This window comes from Archangium sp. Cb G35 (assembly GCF_001896145.1).
In the GTDB taxonomy this organism is placed as follows: Bacteria; Myxococcota; Myxococcia; order Myxococcales; family Myxococcaceae; genus Archangium; species Archangium violaceum.
This window is the reverse complement of sequence record NZ_MPOI01000016.1, coordinates 126,132-147,183: the sequence shown is the minus strand read 5'-3', so window position 1 is coordinate 147,183 and position 21,052 is coordinate 126,132. Positions and strand designations below refer to the sequence as shown.

Below are 21,052 nucleotides of genomic sequence, written 5' to 3'. Positions count from 1 at the left end.
CCAAGCCACACCCCCTGGAGTCTGGTGGGCGTGGTGGTTGCCCTTACCGTGCTCAGTGGATGCCGCACCGTTCCCGTCCAGGTGGCGCCCCAGGCCCCCGAGTTGCGTTTCGGTGGCCGCGTGGACAGAGGTGACCCGAGTGGTCCCCGTCTCTCCTGGAGTGGCACGTCCCTGACCGTGCGCTTCACTGGTACGTCCCTCGGGCTGCGTCTGCTCGATCTGCCCAAGGTCGAGGAACTCGCCCCCAACCGCTTCCGCTTCAGCGTGGACGGTGCGCCCTTCCGTGACCTCTACGTCGGAGAGGGCCGCATGCTCTACCGCATCGCCGAGGGACTCCCCGAGGGCGAGCACGTCCTGCGTCTGGAGAAGGAAACCGAGCCCGCCGTCGGAGAGACCCAGTTCCTCGGGCTCGAGCTCGACCCGGGTGCCCGGCTGCTGCCCGCTCCTCCGGCCCCCACGCGCCGCCTCGAGTTCGTCGGCGATTCAGGGCTCACCGGCTTCGGCATCGAGGGCAAGAACGAGCAGTGCAGCTTCAACGTGGAGACCCAGCGCAGCTCCCTCACCTGGCCCGCCCTCATCTCGCAAGCCCTCGGCGCCGAGGCCTCCATCGTCGCGTTCTCCGGCAAGGGCGCGGCCGTCAACTTCGCCAACGACCCCACTCCCACCCTGCCCCAGCTCTACCTGCGCACCCTCCCCCATCGTGAGGACAGCCGCTGGGACTTCTCCTCCTGGGTGCCCGATGCCGTGTTCATCCAGCTCGGCGCCAATGACTTCTGGAAGGAGCACCCCGGCGAGGAGCGGTTCCGCGACACCTACCGTGCCCTCGTGGACGGCATCCGCGGCCGCTACCCCAACGCCCACATCGTCTGCGTCCTGGCCTCCGGCATCACCGATACCCATCCCAAGGACGTCAAGGCGCGCAAACACGCCCGGGCCCTCATCTCCGGCGTGGTGGAGACCCTGCGCCAGTCCGGAGACTCCCGCGTGCACTTCGCCGAGGTACCTCCCAACCTCGGGGACGAGGGACTCGGCTGTCTCTGGCACCCCAGCCGGAAGACCCACCAGCGAACCGCCGAGCAGATGACGCCCCTGCTGCGCGACCTGCTCGGCTGGAAGTAGCCCCAGCCCTCACGGAGCCGGCGGCGCGGGCGGCACGGACGGCGAGGACCCCGGGGTCATCAACGAGTCGCACGCGGCGCCGGCCATCCACTGGCGCTTGCAGGCCTCGCGGATGAGCGGCTCGCGGAACTGCCAGAGCACCACGAAGACGATGACGAGCCCGATGAGCAGCCACATGCCCGGCGAGCGCGGCTCCTCCTCGTCGTCCTCGCGCGCCGTCGCCAGGACCGACTGCAACACGTCCGTGCGGTCCACCTTCGCGTTCTTCGGCAGCCTCGGCCGGCGGGTGATGATCGCCGCCAGGTCCCTCGTGAGCATCAACCGGTCGTTCAGCGCCCAGCCCGAGCCCTCCAGCAGCAGCGCCAGGTTGCGCTTGCGCAGCTTGAGCCACCCCAACAACCCCGAGGGCAGCATCACCGCGGCGGCCAGGATCATCGCCGCCGAGATGACATCGAACACGGTGAGCGACCTCACCTGCGACACGATGAACGCCAGGGACGAGCCCACCGCCGCGAACGCGATACCCGTCGCCGCGATGAAGCCCCCCGGTCCCGCCACCGGAGCCGCCGCGGGCGCTCCCGGAGCCGGTGCGGCGGGCGCCGTCTGCGTCCCCTGCGCGTAGCCCTTCTCCAGCGACTCATCGAGCGTCTTCTCTCCGGCCGCCGCCATCCCCTCGATCTTGCTGGAGATGAACTTGCCGATCCGCCCGAATGGCATCGTCATCGCCTCCCACAGCGACACGGGCTGACGGATGATCTGCGTCACCACGGCGTCATACTCGCGGCCCTCCACGTCGTAGAAGACGCCGCGCTTGCCCACCGCCAGGCCATCGCTCCGCCCTCGCGTGGCGGGCACCGCCACCTCGTAGCTCTCCCCTCCCTCCTTCGCCACCACCTGCACGTAGAGCGTGCACGTGGTGCCCTGGCTCGTCAGCGCCGCGTGCGCCGCCCGGTTCGTCACCAGCACCGACAGCCTGTACCTCCGCCCCCCGAGGATGAGCGTCCCCTTCTCCATCAGCGCCCGCCGCTTCGTCTGGTACAGGTCCGGCATGCTGATGAAGTTGTTGGCGAACGTCAGCAGCCAGCGCTGGTAGAGGATCAACCGCTCCAGCTCGTCCACCGCGTCCAGCTTGTCCTTCAGCGCCAGGTCCGCCCGGCACGCCGCCTCCAGCGCCTCGAGCTCGGACTCGGGGATGCCCGCCAACGCATCCACCAGTCCGCGCAACGGACTCGCCTCCAGCCGCGCCTGCCACGCCAGGATGGCGTCGGCCTTCGTGAGCAACTCGCGCCACGCCGAGTCCGCCAGCGTCGCCAGGTCCCCCGTGAGCGGCACCGCCACGTCCTTCCGGAACGCCTCGAGCCGCTCGAAGGCCTGGCCCCGGTACAACCGCGACCAGCGCAACGCGCCCCCAGGCTCGGGAGGCGCCACCGGCAGCTCCGACACCACCCGCGCCAGCGCCTGCGTGTCCCCGAGCGCTCCCTGCACCCGGCCCGGCTCCAGCTTGAAGCTCGAGACGGCCTCCGGCTGCGCCGCCACCAGCCGGCACTGCAGGTAGTACGTGTCCAGCAGCGGCCGGATCTCCTGGATGCGCCGCGCGTGCTCCACACTCCGCTCGCCCCACACCAGCACGAACCCCTTCTCCGCCAGGTGCGTCAGCAGCGCACTCCGCTCCTCGCGGAAACGCTGGAGCATGGGCAGGTCCACCCCCGCCTGCCCCGCCCGGTTCTTCACCTCGGGGAAGCAGGCCATGAGCTTCACGGCCAGCGCCCGCAGCGGCTCGGGCAGGAAGGCCGGGGCGACAATCCCATCCCCGTTCTGTCCCGCCTCCAGCAGCGCCTTCTCGCTGGTGCGCACCTGCTCCAACGTGATGCGCGTCCGGTCCCCCGCCTTCAGCGTCTCCAGCAGGATGCCCGCCACGTCCCGCAGCTTCGTGCCCGCCTCGGAGAGCGTGTCCAGCACGAGCACGTCGCTCGCCGTATCCGCTCCCTGGTACGACTTCAGCATCTTCGCCGCGTACTCGACGGCGGCGCGGAGCTCGTGCACCCGGATGCGCTTGTTCCCATCCGTGTCGACGAACGCGAGGAATCGCGGATCACACTGGAGTCCCTCGAGTGGACAGGCCGTGGCCAGCCACTGGGTCTCCGGAATCTTCACGGCGTCCACCAGCACCTCGAAGGAGGGAATGGACACCTGCAGCGAGCCGCCATACCGGCGATACACGAGGGGGCGCGTCATGGCGTCCACCAGAACACAGCTGCCCGCCTGGTGGGGAAGCGGTTTCAACCCAGGCGCGAACTGTTCGCTCTCCTGCTCCCTCGCTCCCCCGCCATGCCTGGACCTTCTTGCATCTCTCCCCCGCACGGGGCATGTCTCAGGGTGTGAGCCAAGAGCACCAGCAGATCGGGGCAGGTGGAGCGGACGCGGCCCAGGACGAGGGCATCTTCTCCGCTTATTCGAAGCAGGAGCCTCGGCGCCCCAAGCGCCTGCTGCTGCTGTACCCCGCCGCGGCGCTGTTCCTCTTCCTGGCCGGCAAGTGGTTCGTGGCCCTGCAACCCGCGGCCACCCCCTACCGCGTGGAGACGGCCTGGGGTCTCCGGCAGGTGAACAAGGGCATGTCGCCGCAGGAGGTCTCCGGCCTCCTCGGCCAGCCCACCAGCAAGGAGCGCCGCGGCAACCAGGAGTGCTACCAATACGGGAAGCCCACCATCCAGGAGCCCTCCTTCGTCCTGCACGTCGTCTGCTACGAGGACGGCAAGCTCATCGAGGTGTCCCAGAAGCGCTACAACTCCTGGGTCGTCACGCAGGACATGGCCATCTCCCCCGCCCCGCTCGAGTACGAGCTCCCGGTCGAGGAGGAGAAGCCCGCCACCCCGGCCACCCCCGGCATGCCGGCCGTCGCCGGCCAGAAGCCGCTGTAACCGCTCGCGCCGCCGGCCCGGCGCGTGTTCCACCAGGCGTCACCCGCCGTGCGATGATGGGACCCCTCCTCCAACCCACTGGAGCAGGGTGACATGCGCTGGCTCCACTCGGTGCTCTTCTGGTCGTTCTTCGTGGCGAGCTCCGCCGTCCTCTTCTGCGTGGCGCTCGTCCTCTTCCTGGTGACGTGGCCCTTCGACCGCAACGGGCGCGTCCTGCACCTGTTCTCCTCCGGCTGGGCGCAGCTCTACTTCTGGGTGAACCCCGGCTGGCGTCTGCGCATCCAGGGCCGTGAGCGCCTGCCCTGGCACGGGCCCGCGGTGCTGGTGTCCAACCACCAGTCCCTGGGCGACATCCTCGTGCTCTTCGGCCTCTACCGGCCCTTCAAGTGGGTCTCCAAGGCCAGCAACTTCAAGCTGCCGTTCCTCGGCTGGAACATGTACCTCAACCGCTACGTGGGGCTGGTGCGCGGGGACAAGGAGAGCATCGCGAGGATGATGGCCGGGTGCGAGCGCTGGCTGGACCGGGGCGTGCCGGTGCTCCTCTTCCCCGAGGGCACGCGCTCGCCGGACAACCAGATGCGGCCCTTCAAGGACGGCGCCTTCCGGCTGGCCCACGCCAGGGGCTGCCCGCTCATCCCCATGGTGCTCACCGGCACGGGTGACACCCTGCCCAAGCACGGGCTGCTCCTCCGCTTCCGGGCGGACTGCAAGGTGAGCATCCTCGAGCCCGTGGACCCGCGCGCCTTCTCCGATCCGGCCGCGCTGCGCGACCACGTGTACGGCCTCATGCAGCGGGAGAAGGACCGCCTCGAGTCCGGGGCCACCACTCCCGGTTAGAGCTCCCTGGGGAGCCGGCGCGCCACCTCGAGCAGCAGGACGCGCTGGCTCTCGTGGTCCACCTCGTAGACCGCGATCGCGTCATCCACCACCACCGAGGGAGCGGAGACCGGGCGCCCGGCCACCTTCACCGTTTCGGAGCGGCCCGGGTGAAGCCCCTTGGCGAGGGCCGTGGCGACTGCATCCAGTTCATCCCGGATGCGCCGGTACGTCTCCAGCGACAGGTGGGCGAGCTGATTCCACGCGGATGGACTGATTTCGACGGTGTACACGGTGCGAAGGCCTGTGGGTTTACCTCCCTATATTATTTGAGCACAAACAAGGCCAGTCCACTTCCGGAGAAGTCCAGCGCGGATGAGAGCGGAGTTCAGGGGTGAACGGTCATGGCCCCAGGCGATGGACACTGGAAGTTTCCATTGTCCTTGGCGCGCGGGTGGACCCACACCAGGGGTGACACCCACCCGGAAGCGTCGTGACACCCACCACCCCGAAGACGGGGGCGCCCGCCGGATGAAGTGCACGCCCCTCGCGCATCATCCGGCAGCGGACGTACGGGGAATCACAGCCCCCGTGTCCGCCTGAGCGGAGAGGAAGCACCCGCTACAGCTTCGCGCCGCATCTCACGGGAGGAGGCGGTCCTCCCCACCGGACTGGAGCGTGCGCCATGCGTATCGAGGCTCTTCGGGCACTGACCTGCCTTCTCCTGCTGTGGGGCTGTACGGAAGTGGAGCAATCCCCCACGAGCCCACCCCGGCAACAGGTGGAGGCAGCCGCGGTGCCCACCTATTTCACGGACACGCTCGTCACCGATGATCTCGACGCGGCGACGTCCATGGCCATCGCACCGGATGGGCGCATCTTCGTCTGCGAGCAGGACGGCCGGCTCCTGCTCATCCAGGACGGGAAGTTGCTGAGCGTGCCCTTCCTCACGGTGGACACGGATGACAGCGGCGAGCGGGGCCTGCTCGGCGTGGCGTTGGATCCGGACTTCCCCCGCCAGCCGTACGTGTATGTCTATTACACGGCCACCACGCCCCAGGAGCACAACCGCGTCAGCCGCTTCACCGCCAATGGCAACCAGGCCGTGCCCGGCAGCGAGCGCATCCTGTTCGAGCTCCCGCCGCTGGGGGCCAGCAACCACAACGGGGGCGCCCTCCACTTCGGGCCCGGCGGCAAGCTCTACGTGGCCGTGGGGGACAACACGCGCTCGGAGCTGGCGCAGAAGCTCGACTCGTTGATGGGCAAGGTGCTGCGGCTGGAGAAGGACGGCAGCATCCCCACGGACAACCCCTTCTATACGCGCACCACGGGCAGCAACCGGGCCATCTGGGCCATCGGCCTGCGCAACCCCTTCAGCCTCGCCGTGCAGCCGGGCACCGGCCGCATCTTCATCAACGACGTGGGGGCCGGCGACTGGGAGGAGATCAACGACGGCATCGCCGGCGCGAACTACGGCTGGCCGGACACCGAGGGCCCCACCACGGACCCGCGCTACCGCACCCCGCTGTTCGCCTACCGGCACGGCTCGGGCTCCAGCAACGGCTGCGCCATCACCGCGGGCGTCTTCTACAACCCGGCCCAACGCCAGTTCCCCACGGAGTACACGGGGCGCTACTTCTTCTCCGACTACTGCAACGGGTGGATCCGCACGTATGACCCGAAGGATGGCGCCGTTGCCGTCTTCGCCACGGGCCTGGATTCGCCCGTGGACCTCGACGTGGGGCCGGACGGCAGCCTCTACTACCTGGACCGCGCGGAGGACGAGGTGCGCCGCATCCGCTACACGGCCTCCAACGAAGCGCCCACCCTCGCGAGCCAGCCCACGAGCCTGACGGTACCGCCCGGCCAGTCCGCCACCTTCACGGTGGGAGCCTCCGGAACGCAGCCACTGCGCTACCAGTGGATGCGCAATGACGCCAATCTCCCGGGGTACACGGCCGCGAGCCTCTCGCTGCCCGCGGTGACGATGGCGGACTCGGGAGCCCGCTTCCGGGTGCGGGTGTCCAACGACTTCGGCTCGGTGCTGAGCAACGAGGCCACCCTCACCGTGAGGAGCAACACCGCGCCCGTCGCCACCTTCCTCCTGCCCACGGACGGGACGCTCTACAGCGCGGGGAACGTCATCACCTACGAGGGCCGGGGCATTGACGCCGAAGACGGAACGCTGCCGGACAGCGCCTTCACCTGGCAGGTGGACTTCCACCATGACGACCACATGCACCCCTTCGTGCCAGCCACGCGCGGGGTGAGGAGCGGGAGATTCACCATACCGGACCGGGGCGAGACGGCCGCCAACGTGTGGTACCGCATCCACCTGCGGGTGGAGGACTCCGGCGGGGCCGTCCATGAGATCTTCAGGGACATACGGCCCCGGAAGGTGAAGCTGCGGATGAACACCGAGCCGGCGGGGCTGCGGGTGACGCTCGACGGGCAACCCCAGCCGACGCCGCTGGAGGTGGAGACCGTGGCGGGCGTGGTGCGCGCCCTCGGGGCCGTCTCGCCCCAACAGAAGGACGGGAAGACGTACGTCTTCGACCGCTGGAGCCACGGCGGGAGCGCGAGCCAGGAGGTCCGGCCCACGGTGGATTCGCTGTACACGGCGGTGTTCCGGGACACGAGCGCCCCGGCCAACGGCCTGCGGGCCCAGTACTTCGACACGGCCGACTTCAAGGACCTGAAGCTGGAGCGGGTGGACCCCACCGTGGACTTCCGCTGGGAGGAGGGCTCGCCGGCCCCGGCCCTGGACATCAACACCTTCTCGGTGCGCTGGACGGGGAGCGTGGTGCCCCTGTACTCGGAGACCTACACCTTCTACACCCAATCCAATGACGGGGTCCGGCTCTGGGTGGACGGCAAGCTGCTCATCGATGACTGGACGGTCCACGTCACCACCGAGCACCAGGGCACCGTGACGCTGCAGGCGGGCCGGGCCCACGCGATCCAGCTGGAGTTCTTCGAGCAGACAGGCGTGGCCCTCATGCGGCTGCACTGGTCGAGCCCCAGCCAGCGCAAGCAGATCATCCCCACGGAGAGGCTCCGGCCGGCGGCTCCCTAGCCGTGGAGCGGGCGGACGGGCATCTCTCCCATTGATTCGCGCCCCGGATTGCGGCACCAAGCGCCTTTCTCCTCGCAGCGAGGTACCGCCATTCCCAGCACGCACCTGACCTTCCCGTCCGCCGACGCCCACCGGAGCTGGCTGGAGCACCAGTCCGCCCTGCCGCGCGGCTTCCGCGTCGGTCGCACGCGCCTCGAGTTCATGCCCGCCGAGGTGGCCAAGCCGGCGAAGATGAACCTCACGCTGCTGGTGCTCGACGAGCCGACGCCCTCGTTCGCGGCGGTGTTCACGAAGAACGCCTTCCCGGGAGCACCGGTGGTCCTCGGCCGCAAGCGGCTGGAGGAGCCCACGCTGGGCGCGGTGGTGGTGAACAACAAGGTGAGCAACGTGTGCGCGCCCGGAGGCGTCGAGGCCTCCGAGCGGCTGTGCGCGGCGGTGGCCGGCAAGCTGGGGCTGAACGCCTCGCAGGTGCTGCCCTGCTCGACGGGCGTCATCGGCTGGCGGCTGCCGGTGGATGCCATGGTGGACGCGGTGCCCCAGGCCGTCTCGTCGCTCGCGGGCGGTTCCGTGCTGCCCGCCGCCGAGGGCATCATGACGACGGACCTGTACGCCAAGGTCCGCCGGGCCCAGGTGGGCAGCGGGAGCATCGTGGGCATCGCCAAGGGCGCGGGGATGATCGAGCCCAACCTGGCCACCATGCTCGTCTTCCTGATGACGGACGTGGACGTGCCGCGAGACGCCCTGCGCGCGGCGCTGCGCTCGGTGTCCTCGAGGACGTTCGGGTGCATCAGCGTGGACAGCGACACGAGCACGTCGGACACGGTGGCGCTGGTGTCGTCTCGCAAGGTGCCCTGCCCCAGCCTGAAGGAATTCGAGGCCGCGCTGGAGCAGGTGTGCGCCGACCTGGCCGAGGACATCGTGCGCAACGGCGAGGGCGTGCACCACGTCATGCGCGTGCGCGTGCACGGCGCGCCGAGCGAGGACGTGGCCCGGGGCATCGGCAAGTCGGTGGTGAACTCGCCGCTGTTCCAGTGCGCGGTGAACGGGAATGATCCCAACGTGGGCCGGCTGGTGGCGGCGATCGGCAAGTACGTGGGCGCGCACCACCCCGAGGTGGACCTGTCGCGCTGCACCCTGAGCATGGGAGGCCGCGTCATCATGGAGCACGGCGCCTTCCGGCTCGACAACGAGGCGGAGAAGGCCCTGGTGGCGCACATGAAGGGCGCCGAGCTCTATACGAGCGTGCCGCCCGCGGATGGGCTCACCTTCCGCCCGCCGGTGACGTTCCCTCCGCACGAGCGCTCGGTGGAGATCGACGTGGACCTCGGTGTTGGCACGGCGGCGTGCACGGTGCTCGGCGCGGACCGCAGCCACGAGTACATCAGCGAGAACGCGGACTACCGCAGCTGAGTGGCGTCCCCCTCCTCTCCCTCTCCCTCTGGGAGAGGGTGCATGCGGAACCCACTCAAGCTTCGAGGAAGCTCCTCATATGCGAGACCACGCGCTCCGGCTGCCGGATGGGCAGGTCGTGGCTCGCGTCGGGAATCGCCTCGCAGGTGAGGTTCGGAATGAGGGTGCGCGCCCGGGCCATCATCGGCTCCGCGTCGTAGATGCGCTCCTGCTGGCCCACGAGCAGGAGCGTCGGCGTCTGGATGCGCCGCAGCACCTCCTCCTTCACCACTCCGGGCCACTGGCCGGGGTACCAGCCGAAGTGGCGCAGCCCCGTCCACATCACGTCGGCGATCCCACTCATCACCTTGTCGTACAGGCCTCCCGCTTCCTTCTCCGGAACAGCGGCCCAGCGCAGGTAGGCGTGGACCCAGTCCCGGCGCGGCCAGATCAGGAAGGGAATGCCGCGCACGACGAAGGCGGTGTTGAAGCGCAGGAACGTGGCCCCGGGAGCGATCAGCACCAGCTTCGACACCCGCTCCGGAGCCCGCGCGGCGTACTGCGCGGAGAGCCACCCGCCGTAGGACATTCCACCCAGGTTCGTCCGAGACAACCCCAGTGCCATGAGCAGCTCGTCCAGCCAGCCGAGGAGATCCTCGACGCGCAACAGCGACCGGTGCGGCACGCTGAAGCCGTGGTCTCCCGGCGTGTCGGCGGCATAGACCCGGAAGGACTTCCCGAGCTCCAGCGCATTCGAGGCCCACATGCCGGACGTGACCTTGAACCCATGCAGGAGCACCAGCGGCGGTGCGTCCTCCCGCCCCCACACCTGCACCCGCGTGCGCGCGCTCGGCGTTTCGATGTCCCGGGACTCGGGCGCCGTGGTCCACAGGGAGATCAGCTCATCGTACGCCCGCAGGAAGTCCGCTTCGGTTCGAGGATTCATCGTTTCCCCCTAGGCGGCCCACCCTACTTCCTTCTCGCTCCAGGACCACAGCCGCTCGGCGGCCTCGCGATCCTGGGCCTTCTTCGTCACGGGTGCGCGCTTCTTCCTGTAGAAGTACTCACCCGAGACGGAAGCCACCTCGTCACTCGCCGCCAGATACACGGACGTCTCGGCGCCCTGCTCCGGCGTCAGGAAGAAGAGCCCGAGGAACGCCATGACGGACCTGCCGAACCCCGTCTGCCGATCCACGCCGAAGTTGCTCCCCACCGCTCCCGGATGCAGGCAGTTGGCGGTGACGGCCGTGCCCCGGAGCCGCTCCGCGAGCGCCTTCGTGAACAGGATATTGGCGAGCTTGGACTGCGAATAGGCCCTCCACACGCCGAAGTTCCGCGTCAGGTGCGGATCCTCCCAGTGGATGGACCCCGTCTTGTGCGCCCCCGAGGACACATTGATGATCCGCCCCTGGGGTGCCCGGCGCAGCGGCTCCAGCAGCAGGTTCGTCAGCAGGAAGTGGCCGAGGTGATTGACCCCCAGCTGCGACTCGAACCCGTCCCGCGTCGTCTCCCGCTTCACGGTGATGACGCCCGCGTTGTTGACCAACACATCCAGCACGGGGTGCTGGCCCTGGAGCTCGCGAGCGAAGTTCCGGATGCTCTCCAGCGAACCCAGGTCGCACAGCATGAGCTCGAGCTTGTCCGAGCCACTGCGCTGCCTGGCCTCCGTCAGCGCCTGCTCGCCGCGCGCGGCGCTGCGGCAGGCCATGACGACGGTCGCACCCATTCGGGCCAGCTCCGTCGCGGTGGCGAGCCCCACGCCCGAATTGGCACCGGTCACGACTACGGTCTTCTCTTTCATCTGGCGGTCCCGCCTCCCTCGCGGCATCACCGGTGGGTTTCATCCACCGGCACCGGGGGGCGAGTCTTGGAGGGGAAACGGGGCAGGCGCAAGCCGTGCCGCCCGCCGCCCTACTGCATGGAAGGGGCGGAGGGTTGCGCCTCGCGCCGCGCGTAGTCGGCCATGCCCTCGAAATCCAACAGCAGGCAGGTCTCGCCGCCTACCACCCACGCATCATGCCCTGGTGGGATGTAGGCCACGTCCCCCGCGGAGAGCACGGCCCGGGTGCCATCGTCCATGGCGATCTCCATGCTCCCGGAGATGAGGTAACAGGAGTGGGCGGCCTGGCAGCTCTGCGTCCCCGCGATGGGCTGGACGTCCTTCGACCACTTCCACCCCGGCTCGAACACTCCCATCCCGATGTTGCTGCCACCGAGGTGGAGCAGATCCAGATGCCCGTGCCCTAGGAAGGGCCGCCGTTCATCGGGCTGCGCAAACTTCTTGATGACGAGTGAACTCATGGCGTGTGCCTCCTCGGGAGAAGATGGGGTCGCCTCCAGGCTGAAAGCAGGAGCCAGGGGAGCTAGGGTGGGGCCCCATGGACGAGCTCGTCATCGCCAACGGCCTCTTCTTCGATGGACACGGCAGTCCGCCCCGCGTGCGGCACCTGGGCATCCGCGACGGACGGGTGACGGCCATCAGCGAGTCGCCCCTGCCCACCGGGCCAGACACGCGCGTCATCGACGCCACGGGCCGCTGGGTGATGCCCGGGTTCATCGACCTGCACACCCACTACGACGCCGAGGTGGAGCTGGCCCCCTCGCTCTCCGAGTCCGTGCGCCATGGCATCACCTCGGTGATGGTGGGCAGTTGCTCGCTGAGTCTCGCCGTGGGCACGCCCGAGGACCTCGCCGACCAGTTCTGCCGGGTGGAGGCCATCCCCTACGACACGGTGCGCTCACTGCTCGAGCGCAAGAAGGACTGGGAGACGCTCGGCGAGTACTTCACGCACCTGGACCAGCTGCCGCTGGGACCCAACGTGGGCTCCTTCGTGGGCCATTCGGCCATCCGAGCGCACGCCATGGGGCTGGAGCGCAGCCTGGACGACACGGTGAAGCCCTCGTCCGGAGAGCTGGCGCGGATGGAGGCCCTGCTGCGCGAGGGGCTCGACGAGGGCTACGCCGGACTCTCCATCATGACGCTGCCGTGGGACAAGATTGGCGGCAGCCGGAGCATCCGCAGCCGTCCCCTGCCCTCCACCTTCGCGAGCTGGTCCGAATACCGCCGCTTCACGCGCATCCTCCGTGAGCGCAACCGCGTCTTCCAGGGCGTGCCCAACATCACCACCAAGGTGAACGTCCTCCTTTTCCTGTGGGAGAGCGTGGGGCTGCTGCGCCAGCCGCTGAAGACGACGGTCATCTCCATGATGGACACGCGCGCCACCCGGGGCCTGCACCGGCAGATTGGCCTGCTGTCGCGCTTCTTCAACCGGATTCTCAAGGCGGACTTCCGCTGGCAGGCGCTGCCGGAGATCTTCGATCTGTGGTCGGACGGAATCGATCTGGTGGTCTTCGAGGAGTTCGGCGCGGGAGCGGCGGCGCTGCACCTGCAGGACGCGGTGGAGCGCAGGCGGTTGTTGGGGGACGCGAAGTACCGGGCATGGTTCAAGCGGCAGTGGAAGAGTCGGCTGCTGCCCAAGGTGTTCCACCGGGATTTCAACCAGTCACGGGTGCTGAAGGCGCCGGACGCGTCGCTGGTGGGCCGCTCGTTCATGGACATCGCCCGGGAGCGGGGGCAGGACGTGGTGGACACCTTCCTGGACCTGGTGGCGCGCCACGGCACGGAGCTGCGTTGGTACACGGTGATGGCCAATGACCGGCCGCGCGAGCTGGAGTCCATCGTGAGCCACCCGGACGTGCTCATCGGCTTCTCGGACGCGGGGGCCCACCTGCGCAACATGGCGCACTACAACTTCCCGCTGCGGATGCTGCGGCTGGTGCGCGAGGCGGAACGGCGCGGCGAGCCGGTGATGCCGATGGAGCGCGCGGTGCAGCGGCTCACGGGGGAGATCGCCGGCTGGCTGGGGCTGGACGCCGGGAGGCTCGCACCGGGCAAGCGGGCCGACGTGGTGGTGGTGGACCCGGAGCGGCTCGGAGAAGGGCTGGATGTGCCCCAGGAGTCCTCGATGGAGGGCTTCGACGGCTTCGTGCGGCTGGTGAACCAGAACGGGGGCGCCGTGGAGACGGTGCTCATCAACGGCCGGCTCGCGGTGGACGGAGGCACGGCCACGCCCGCGCTGGGCAGGGAGCGGGGCTTCGGGCGCGTGCTGCGCGTTCAGTAACCGAAGACCTGCTTGTCCTTGCCCTTGGCGAGCAGGGCATCCTCCTGGCGCTGCTTCTGCTGGACCTGGTCCTGCCCCTTGGCCCACTCCGCGTCGAGCTCGGCGGCAATCTCCGCCCATTCCGGAGTCTTCTTGGAGTAGGCCTTGATGGTGCGAATCAGCTCCCCGGCATGCTCACGCGCCAGGGGATGGCCGAGCAGCTCGGCGCGGCGCATCGCGCGGATGGCGAGGTTCTTGTGGCCACTCCACGCCAGCGAGATGCCCAGGCTGAACCACAGGTGCGGGCTCTTGTCCCCACTGCCGAAACGGATGATCCCCACGAGTCCTTGCAGGACATCCTTGGGGAGCTCGGGCTGCTCCTTCCGCAGAACGGTCTTCTTCGGATTCATGACGAAGAGGTAGCGGTCCGGCTCGAGCGGAAGGCCGAGGAACTCCTCCTTCTGGACGAGTTCGGGAGTCGCGGCCAGCCGCTGCAGGTACTCGATGGCCTTCACCTGGTATTTCTCGCGGCCGAAGTGGGCGTCCGGGTTGAGGACCAGGGCGCGGCGCAACTCCTCGAGCGCGCGCGGGTAGTCGCCCGCGTGGGCATGAAAGGTCCCGAGGTTGGCCACCGTCGTATACAGGCCGGGGAAGCGCTTCTCCTTGGCCTCCATGGTCGCGATGGCCTCCTGAGTGCGGCCGAGCTTCTCGTAGGCCACCGCGAGGTCGTCGTACCGCTCGGGCTTCACGTCCTCCCGCTCCAGCAGCGGGAGCGTGTAGGCCACCTTGCGCTCATAGAAGGTGGCCGAGTGCTTGAGGACCCTCCCGCGGACCACGGCGGCCACCTCGTCGAGGCCGATGGATTCCTCCTTCAGGGTGTCGCTGTCCCACAGGCACGCGAGCGATGGCGGCACGAACAACAGGAGGACAGCGGGGACGACAAGGAGCGAACAAGCGAACTTCATGATGAATCCTCTCCTATTCCCTCTCCCCTCGGGAGAGGGTCGGGGTGAGGGTATCTGTCCCCGTTCTTCAACCCGTGGCCCGCATTGTGGACAGAGGGTTCAACCCGGGATGCATGGCACCCTCACCCCGTCCCTCTCCCGGAGGGCGAGGGGAAATGGCCGCGTTCTCAGCGCTTTTGTCCAGGGGCACGATACCTGAGGGGGTCAGATCTTCCGCATGCGGACGCGGCGCACCCGGTGGTCCGGGCCCTTCACGAGGATGAGCCGCGCGCGTGAGCGGGTGGGCGCGATGTTCTGCGCCAGATTGGGACCGTTGATCTCCCCCCACACGGACTCGGCGCGGGCGATGGCCTGCTCCTCGGTGAGTTCGGCGAAACGCCGGAAGAAGGAGCGCTCGTCGCGGAACGCCGTCTGCCTCAGGTTGAGGAACCGGTCCACGTACCAGCGGCGGATGTCCTGCTCGTGCGCGTCCACGTAGATGGAGAAGTCGAAGAAGTCCGACAGGAAGGTGTGCGGCATCTTCCCGCCCTCCACCGGCCCCGTCTGCAGCACGTTGAGCCCCTCGAGGATGACGATGTCCGGCCGGCGCAGCTTCACCGCCCCGTCGGGGACGATGTCGTAGACGAGGTGCGAGTACACGGGCGCGAACACCTCGCTCCGGCCGGACTTGAGCTCTGCGACGAAGCGCACCAGGGCGCGCCGGTCGTAGCTCTCCGGGAAGCCCTTGCGGTGCATGAGGTTGCGCTCGGTGAGCACGCGGTTGGGGTACAGGAACCCATCCGTGGTGACGAGCTCCACGTGCGGATGGTCCGGCCACCGGGACAACAGCGCCTGGAGGATGCGCGCCGTGGTGCTCTTCCCCACCGCGACGCTGCCCGCGATGCCGATGATGAAGGGCACCTTCTGGGTGAAGCCGCCGAGGAACGCATGCTGCGCCGCCCAGAGGCTCTGCGTCGCGGCCACGTGCAGGTTGAGCAGCCGGGAGAGCGGCAGGTAGACGTCCGCCACCTCCTCGAGGTCCAGGTGCTCCCCGAGCCCTCGCAGGCCCTCGACCTCCTCCGCGCTGAGGGGCAGCGGCGTCGCGGCGCGCAGGGCCCGCCACGCCTCGCGCTCGAAGTCGACGAACATGGACGCGCTCTGGTGCTTGGGTGCGGACATGGGGCCGTCCTCCCTGACGGCGTCTCCATCCTACCCAAGCGTCGGGCGCCGGACGGAATCCTCGTGAACTGTTCGCCCCTCCACATCCAGAACATCCAGGAGTGACCGTTGAGCAACGCAGTGGCGAATAGGTCTTACATGAATTGCCCGAATAGCGGCATTTGGTTCCTGGAGCTGTTTCCAAGAACACCCGGCCACTCCAGGGGAGAAGCATGCAGACCCTAGCGACCCGAAGGACGCATGCCATGCGTCGAAGCGCCTCGGTGCTGCTGTTGCTCGCCGCCGTGGCCTGCGGCCCGGTGGACGAAGCTCCCGAGCCCCAGGAAGAGCCCGTCCGCCAGCAGTGGGCGCTCGAGACCACCAATGGGAAGACGCTCAACGGACTGGCCTTCAATGGCCTCGCCTTCAACGGGCTGGCCTTCAATGGCCTCGCCTTCAACGGGCTGAGCAGCCCCGAGTTCTCGTCCTGGTTCAACCAGAACGACACGCTGGCCTCCACGGTGATGCACTACGTGGTCGCCTGTGCCATGCGCGGAGGCGAAACGCGCACGTACACGGACAGCAAGGGGAGGACGTATGTCTGGGAGGGCTCGCTGGGGCTGACGCCAGACTGGGCCAGCGGACAGCCAGCGACGGTGACCGAGCAGCAGCTCATCTCCGCGTGTCTGGCCGCTCACGTCAACAAGTTCGGGCGCAGCGTGGCCATCTCCGTGCAGGGCAGGAACGCGCTGGGGGTGCCCATCGCCACCACGCCGGAGGAGCTGCGGGAGTTCTCGCAGCGGGAGGGCTGCTTCTTCGGCAACCTCTTCACGAGCGAGGGCATCTTCGCCGGCAACGACGACACGCCGCTGGGCAGCAACAAGAGCAGCGTGAGGGCATGTGCCCTGGGCAAGCCCGGAGCCTGCGCGCCCATCGTCCAGGCCGGCAGCTGCGCCACGAGCTGCACGCGAGACCCCACGAACACGTACTACACACAGTGCACGCGCAACGGCATCACCTACGCGCCCATCACCACCCGCATCCACGCCCAGGACATCTACACGTGCGGTGACCTCAAGTGCCAGTTCACCGAGTCCTGCGGCATCGGCCTCATCACCACGCATTGCACCCTGGATTGCGGCATCTGCCTGCTCTGAGTCCCGCGCTCCGCCTCGCACCTGTGGCACAGTCGTGCACGTGAACCGCTCGACGCTCCTCCTGTGGCTGCTCCTGTCCTGTGCCGTGGCCTGCTCGCGCAAGACGGAGCTCAATGCGCTCGGACTCCAATACGAGCCCCCCTCGGGCATGGCCCTGCGCGCCGAGGAGCCGGGTCCACCGGCCGTGGCCCGTTTCGACGCGGGCCTGGAGCTGCGCTCGGTACAGGGCACGCCGCCCAAGGTGGATGCGCCGCCGGAGGAGGTGCTGGGTGCCGCGGGCATTCCCGTGCCGGACAAGCGGCTGAACGCCACGAGCGGCACGCTCCCCGCGGGCCCGGTGGCGCGCTACGAGTTCCAGCAAGGCACGTCACGGACCCTCGTGTACTTCCTGCCCCTCGCGGACCGCTCCGTGTTCGTCCTCTACACCGCGCCGGAGCGCGACTACGGGCCCGGTTCGGCCCGGGTGGAGCGCTCGCTCTCCACGCTGAAGCCCACGCGCTGAAACCCGTGGTACGTCCCAGGCATGACCCGATTGAACATCCAGGAGCACGTCATCCCCGAGTCAGGGACGGGGCCTTACAGCATCACGAGTGGCCCGGACGGCGCGTTGTGGTTCACGGAGATCGCCGCGGGACGTATCGGCAGGCTCTCCGTGGGAGGAGAGTTCGCGTTCTTCCCGCTGCCCGCTCGGGACAGCCGTCCGGCCATCATCACGACGGGACCCGATGGCGCGCTCTGGTTCACGCTGAACCAGGGCCATCAGCTCGGCCGGATCACCACGAGCGGCGAGGTCTCTCTCTTCCCGCTTCCCACGCCCGGGGCGGGCCCGTTCGGGCTCGCATCGGGTCCTGATGGCGCCCTGTGGTTCACCGGGATGAACGCCAACCAGCTCGGCCGGATGACCCCACGTGGAGAGGTCCGCGAGTATCCGCTCCCCACTCCGGGAGCCTTCCCGTCCATGATCGCGCCAGGGCCCGATGGGGCGCTCTGGTTCACCCAGAACCAGGCGAACAGCATCGGCCGCATCACCGTGGAGGGGACGCTCACTCAGTACCCACTTCCCACTGCGGGCGCCGGCCCGGTGGGAATCACGCCCGGTCCCGACGGCGCGCTGTGGTTCGCCGAAATCCTGGCCGGGCGGATCGGCCGCATCGCTCTGGACGGGAGGGTGACGGAGTTCACCATCCGTGAAGGCTCACGGCCCCACGCGATCGTCACGGGTCCCGACGGTGCGCTGTGGTTCACCCAGTGGGGCAACAACCACATCGGAAGACTCGCTCCGGCGGGTGACTACGCGGAGTTCGAGCTCCCGACACCCAACTCGGAGCCGCACGGCATCGCCGCTGGACCCGATGGCGCGCTGTGGTTCGCACTGGAACGCGGCAGCATCGGACGCCTCTTCCCGAAGTAGCTACCGGGAGAACTCCTCGCGGCTCGCCGGCTGTACGCCTCCTCTGTCGGCGAGCAGCATCGACTCCGCGTAGAACCGGGAGAACGACCAGCCCGTGGTGAACGTGAAGGGCCGCATGGCGCTCAGCACGTCATACAAGCCGTAGTGCTGCCACTCCCAGGTCACCGCCGTCAGGGTCAGCATCCGCTTCCCCACCAACTCCCGCATCGCCTGCGTCTCGGCGCGGCTCACCCCGTTGCTCTCGAGCGACCGCAGTGTCCACTCCTGAAGCTCGGGCGAGAACTCCGTGTCGAGGAACTCCTCCAGGATGAACGACCAGACATCGTTCCTCCGGACGAACGGAATGCCGTGCTGGCTCGCGAAGTCCGCCAGCTCCCCCGCCTGCTCCGCCGGAACGAAGAGGTACTCGCCCTCGCGCCTGCGCACCGCCGGTGGAAACCACCCGACACACACCTCGCCCAGCGCCTCGGCGGGAATGCGCGTGGGCCGCGCTCCCCGTGGAAACGGATAGCCCGCGAGCACCAGGGCTCCAGGCTCGAAGCGGGCACGCCAGCGTGTCGCGACCATGTGATTCCCCTTCCCGGGCTTCCCTCCCCGTCCTCCCTCCTGGGAGTATGCGCCCGTCATGTCCCTGTCGCGATTCCTCCTGCTGCTGTCCGTCCTCGCCACGCTGCCCGCTCGCGCCGGGGAGGCCGGTGTCACGCTGACCGAGCCTCCCTCCTGGGTGGAGCCCACCCGGGTGGATACCGAGCGGCCGTTGCGCGAGCAGGACGCCGTCTCGGGCCTCCACGTGCTGCTGTCCGAGGAGCAGGTGCGCGTCTCGCCCGAGATGACCGAGCGCTTCGTCCGCCAGGTGCGGCGCGTGGCCAGCAGCCGCGGCGTGGAGACGGGCTCCAAGCTGGAGGTGAAGTTCTCCAACACCCACGACCGTCTGCGCCTGCACGGCGTGTGGCGCACCCGCGACGGCGTGCGCACCCAGCTGCTGCGCGCCGAGGACGTGAAGGTCATCCAGCAGGAAGAGCGGCTGGACATGAACATCTACAGCGACGAGCGCACCGCCCTCGCCTTCCTCCAGGACGTGCGCGCGGGAGACCTCCTCGAGGAGTCCTGGACGGTGGAGGAGGACCACGCGATCTTCCGGGGCCATTACCTGGACAGCATCTCCCTGGCGGCGCAGGTCCCCGTGGCCCACTACATCCACCGGCTGCTCGCCCCCGCGGACCTCAAGCTCCACTTCAAGACCCACGGCACCACGGCGGCGGAGCCCACGGTGCGCGAGGTGGCAGGGCTGCGCGAGTACCGGTGGGAGCGCAAGGACATGACCACCTTCACCGGGGAGGATGGCGTCCCCGCGGATCTGGCCGTCTGGCCCCACGTCCAGGTGAGCAGCTTCCAGAGCTGGGCCGGCGTGGCCTCCTGGGGGCTCGCGCTGCAGGACGGACTGGAGGGCTCGCCCGAGCTGACGGCGCTGGCCGAATCCTGGCGCGCCCTTCCCACCGAGGAGGCGCGCTTCCTCGCCGCGGTGCGCTTCGTCCAGGACGAGGTGCGCTACCTGGGCATCGAGCTCGGCCCCAACACCCACCAGCCCCATGCTCCGGGCCAGGTGCTCGCCCAGCGCTTCGGGGACTGCAAGGACAAGGCCCTGCTGCTGGCCACCCTGCTGCGCCCCCTGGGCATCACCGCCCACATGGCCCTGGTGAACTCCCGCAGCCAGGGCGGCATCAGCGCCCAACTGCCCTCGCCCTACGCCTTCAACCACGCCATCGTGCGCGCCCAGGTGGCCGGACGCACCGAGTGGGTGGATGCCACCATGACCCATCAGCGGGGCCGGCTCGGCGCGCGCAGCCCGCTGCCCTATGCCCGGGCGCTCGTGCTCGCGCCCGGCACCACCGCCCTGGAGGCCATTCCCCTCCCGCCGCCCGCGGGGCCGGAGCTGGATGCCCACTCCGTGCTCTCGGTGAAGGACGATGGCACCGGGACGCTCGCCGTCACCACCCGCTACACGCGCACGGAGGCGGACAGGGCCCGCTCGTGGCTGGCCGGCCTGTCCGCGGAGCAGCTCACCACCCGCACCCTCGACCTGCGCCGCGCCCTCTTCCCCAAGCTCACGTCCGAGGGCACTCCGCGCGTCCAGGACGACACGGACGCCAACACCCTCACGCTGGAGGAGCACTACAAGCTCGAGGACGCCTGGGCCAACGGAGGGCTGAGCGTCGCCGCCACGCAGGTGAGCCGGGAGCTGGCCCTCCCCCGCCGCACCGAGGGCCGGGTCCACCCCGTGGAGGTCGACCACCCGGTCCACCTCCGCGTGCGGTGGGAGGTCCACGCGGGCTCCCTGCTGAGCGTCGCCCCGTCGGAGCAGACGGTGGAGGGCCCTGCCTCCCGCCTGGGGATGTCCGTGGTCCCCCGGTTCGGCGGCTTCACCTACCAGGTCGAGTACCGGAGTCTGGCGGACCGGGTGGCGCCGGACGCGCTGGCCCGGCACGTCGAGGCGGTGAAGGAGATGGGCTCGCGGCTCGGCATCGCCTTCGCCGCGCCGATGGGGATCGTCTCCGCGTCGTCCTCGCCGAAGGACATGCCGCTCTCGCGCACCACGAGCCTGGCCATCAGCGGCGTGTTCCTGGTGGTGGTGGGTGCCCTGGTGCTGGGCATCCCCCGGCGGTTCCGCCAGTTCCTGCGCGAGCGCAAGGCCCGGCGCGCCTCGCCTCCTCCCCCTCCCGTGCGTCACCTGCGCGAGCGGGAGCAGGGCGCGGCGGTGATGCTCGTGGAGAGCCTGGACCAGGCCGACCAGCGCATCCGGAGTGAGCGCTGCTCCTGCGGTGGCACCTTCGAGCGTGTGCCGGACGCCCTGCAATTGCGGCACACGGGAAGCGACGGCCGGGCCATCACCGTCCTCCGCGTGCGCTGCACGTCCTGCCGCGCGCCCCAGTTCTTCTCCTTCGACGTGCGTCCCAACTGAACAGG

At 69.1% G+C, this 21,052-nt stretch carries 18 protein-coding genes; 10 read left to right on the top strand and 8 right to left on the bottom strand.

Annotation, left to right across the window (positions count from 1 at the left end):
• The first annotated feature begins 30 nt into the window (after positions 1-30).
• A complete protein-coding gene (locus BO221_RS41155) occupies positions 31-1,119 on the top strand; it encodes an SGNH/GDSL hydrolase family protein (protein WP_158080004.1) in 1,089 nt (362 codons plus the stop codon).
• Positions 1,120-1,128: 9 nt separating this feature from the next.
• Here the strand turns inward: BO221_RS41155 and BO221_RS41150 are convergent, their stop codons facing one another.
• On the bottom strand, positions 1,129-3,354 hold the full coding sequence (locus BO221_RS41150; protein WP_073566579.1) for a kinesin: 2,226 nt from the start codon (positions 3,352-3,354) through the stop codon (positions 1,129-1,131).
• A gap of 143 nt (positions 3,355-3,497) precedes the next feature.
• Between BO221_RS41150 and BO221_RS41145 the strand changes: the two genes are divergently transcribed.
• Both BO221_RS41145 and BO221_RS41140 read left to right on the top strand, forming a co-directional pair.
• A complete protein-coding gene (locus tag BO221_RS41145) occupies positions 3,498-4,037 on the top strand; it encodes a hypothetical protein (RefSeq protein WP_143195986.1) in 540 nt (179 codons plus the stop codon).
• 93 nt (positions 4,038-4,130) lie between these two features.
• Positions 4,131-4,874, top strand: coding sequence for a 1-acyl-sn-glycerol-3-phosphate acyltransferase (locus BO221_RS41140; RefSeq protein ID WP_073566401.1), 744 nt, complete (start codon positions 4,131-4,133; stop codon positions 4,872-4,874).
• On the opposite strand, the gene BO221_RS41135 is transcribed toward BO221_RS41140, so the two are convergent.
• Entirely contained in the window at positions 4,871-5,146 is a 276-nt protein-coding gene (locus BO221_RS41135; protein WP_073566400.1) for a type II toxin-antitoxin system RelE/ParE family toxin, read from the bottom strand. The two genes, BO221_RS41140 and BO221_RS41135, sit on opposite strands and share 4 nt — an antisense overlap.
• A 392-nt stretch (positions 5,147-5,538) precedes the next feature.
• On the opposite strand from BO221_RS41135, the gene BO221_RS41130 reads away from it, so the two are divergent.
• Together BO221_RS41130 and argJ are read left to right on the top strand one after the other, a co-directional pair.
• Positions 5,539-7,929 (top strand): PQQ-dependent sugar dehydrogenase, encoded by a 2,391-nt coding sequence (locus tag BO221_RS41130; RefSeq protein WP_083682234.1) that lies wholly within the window; start codon positions 5,539-5,541, stop codon positions 7,927-7,929.
• Positions 7,930-7,977: 48 nt separating this feature from the next.
• Positions 7,978-9,339, top strand: a complete 1,362-nt coding sequence (gene argJ, locus BO221_RS41125) for a bifunctional glutamate N-acetyltransferase/amino-acid acetyltransferase ArgJ (RefSeq protein ID WP_233166487.1) — start codon at positions 7,978-7,980, stop codon at positions 9,337-9,339.
• Between the two features lie 55 nt (positions 9,340-9,394).
• Here argJ and BO221_RS41120 read toward each other — a convergent pair whose 3' ends face one another.
• The 3 genes from BO221_RS41120 to BO221_RS41110 all read right to left on the bottom strand — a co-directional run bounded on the left by BO221_RS41120 (position 9,395) and on the right by BO221_RS41110 (position 11,619).
• Complete coding sequence (locus BO221_RS41120; RefSeq protein WP_073566398.1) at positions 9,395-10,264, bottom strand: alpha/beta fold hydrolase; 870 nt, start codon at positions 10,262-10,264, stop codon at positions 9,395-9,397.
• Between the two features lie 9 nt (positions 10,265-10,273).
• Positions 10,274-11,098, bottom strand: coding sequence for an SDR family oxidoreductase (locus BO221_RS41115; protein WP_233166486.1), 825 nt, complete (start codon positions 11,096-11,098; stop codon positions 10,274-10,276).
• Positions 11,099-11,229: 131 nt separating this feature from the next.
• Positions 11,230-11,619, bottom strand: coding sequence for a cupin domain-containing protein (locus BO221_RS41110; RefSeq protein ID WP_073566396.1), 390 nt, complete (start codon positions 11,617-11,619; stop codon positions 11,230-11,232).
• A 77-nt stretch (positions 11,620-11,696) separates the two neighbouring features.
• Between BO221_RS41110 and BO221_RS41105 the strand changes: the two genes are divergently transcribed.
• Complete coding sequence (locus BO221_RS41105; protein ID WP_073566395.1) at positions 11,697-13,439, top strand: amidohydrolase family protein; 1,743 nt, start codon at positions 11,697-11,699, stop codon at positions 13,437-13,439.
• On the opposite strand, the gene BO221_RS41100 is transcribed toward BO221_RS41105, so the two are convergent.
• Entirely contained in the window at positions 13,433-14,383 is a 951-nt protein-coding gene (locus tag BO221_RS41100; RefSeq protein ID WP_073566394.1) for a tetratricopeptide repeat protein, read from the bottom strand. The genes BO221_RS41105 and BO221_RS41100 overlap by 7 nt on opposite strands.
• Positions 14,384-14,587: 204 nt before the next feature.
• Entirely contained in the window at positions 14,588-15,541 is a 954-nt protein-coding gene (coaA, locus tag BO221_RS41095; protein ID WP_073566393.1) for a type I pantothenate kinase, read from the bottom strand.
• Between the two features lie 245 nt (positions 15,542-15,786).
• On the opposite strand from coaA, the gene BO221_RS41090 reads away from it, so the two are divergent.
• Genes BO221_RS41090 through BO221_RS41080 form a run of 3 tightly spaced genes read left to right on the top strand, consistent with a single transcriptional unit; the run spans position 15,787 to position 18,088 of the window.
• The gene (locus BO221_RS41090; RefSeq protein ID WP_143195985.1) at positions 15,787-16,677 is read left to right on the top strand and encodes a hypothetical protein; all 891 of its coding nucleotides are present in this window, start codon (positions 15,787-15,789) and stop codon (positions 16,675-16,677) included.
• Positions 16,678-16,717: 40 nt separating this feature from the next.
• A complete protein-coding gene (locus BO221_RS41085) occupies positions 16,718-17,179 on the top strand; it encodes a hypothetical protein (RefSeq protein WP_073566577.1) in 462 nt (153 codons plus the stop codon).
• Positions 17,180-17,200: 21 nt separating this feature from the next.
• Complete coding sequence (locus tag BO221_RS41080) at positions 17,201-18,088, top strand: Virginiamycin B lyase (RefSeq protein ID WP_073566391.1); 888 nt, start codon at positions 17,201-17,203, stop codon at positions 18,086-18,088.
• On the opposite strand, the gene BO221_RS41075 is transcribed toward BO221_RS41080, so the two are convergent.
• Positions 18,089-18,655: a hypothetical protein gene (locus BO221_RS41075; protein WP_143195984.1), complete on the bottom strand. Its 567-nt coding sequence runs from the start codon at positions 18,653-18,655 to the stop codon at positions 18,089-18,091. It abuts the gene before it with no gap.
• A 58-nt stretch (positions 18,656-18,713) separates the two neighbouring features.
• Between BO221_RS41075 and BO221_RS41070 the strand changes: the two genes are divergently transcribed.
• Positions 18,714-21,047 carry a DUF3857 domain-containing protein gene (locus tag BO221_RS41070; RefSeq protein WP_073566389.1) on the top strand — a complete coding sequence of 778 codons (2,334 nt, stop codon included), beginning with the start codon at positions 18,714-18,716 and terminating at the stop codon, positions 21,045-21,047.
• The last annotated feature ends 5 nt before the right edge of the window (positions 21,048-21,052 follow it).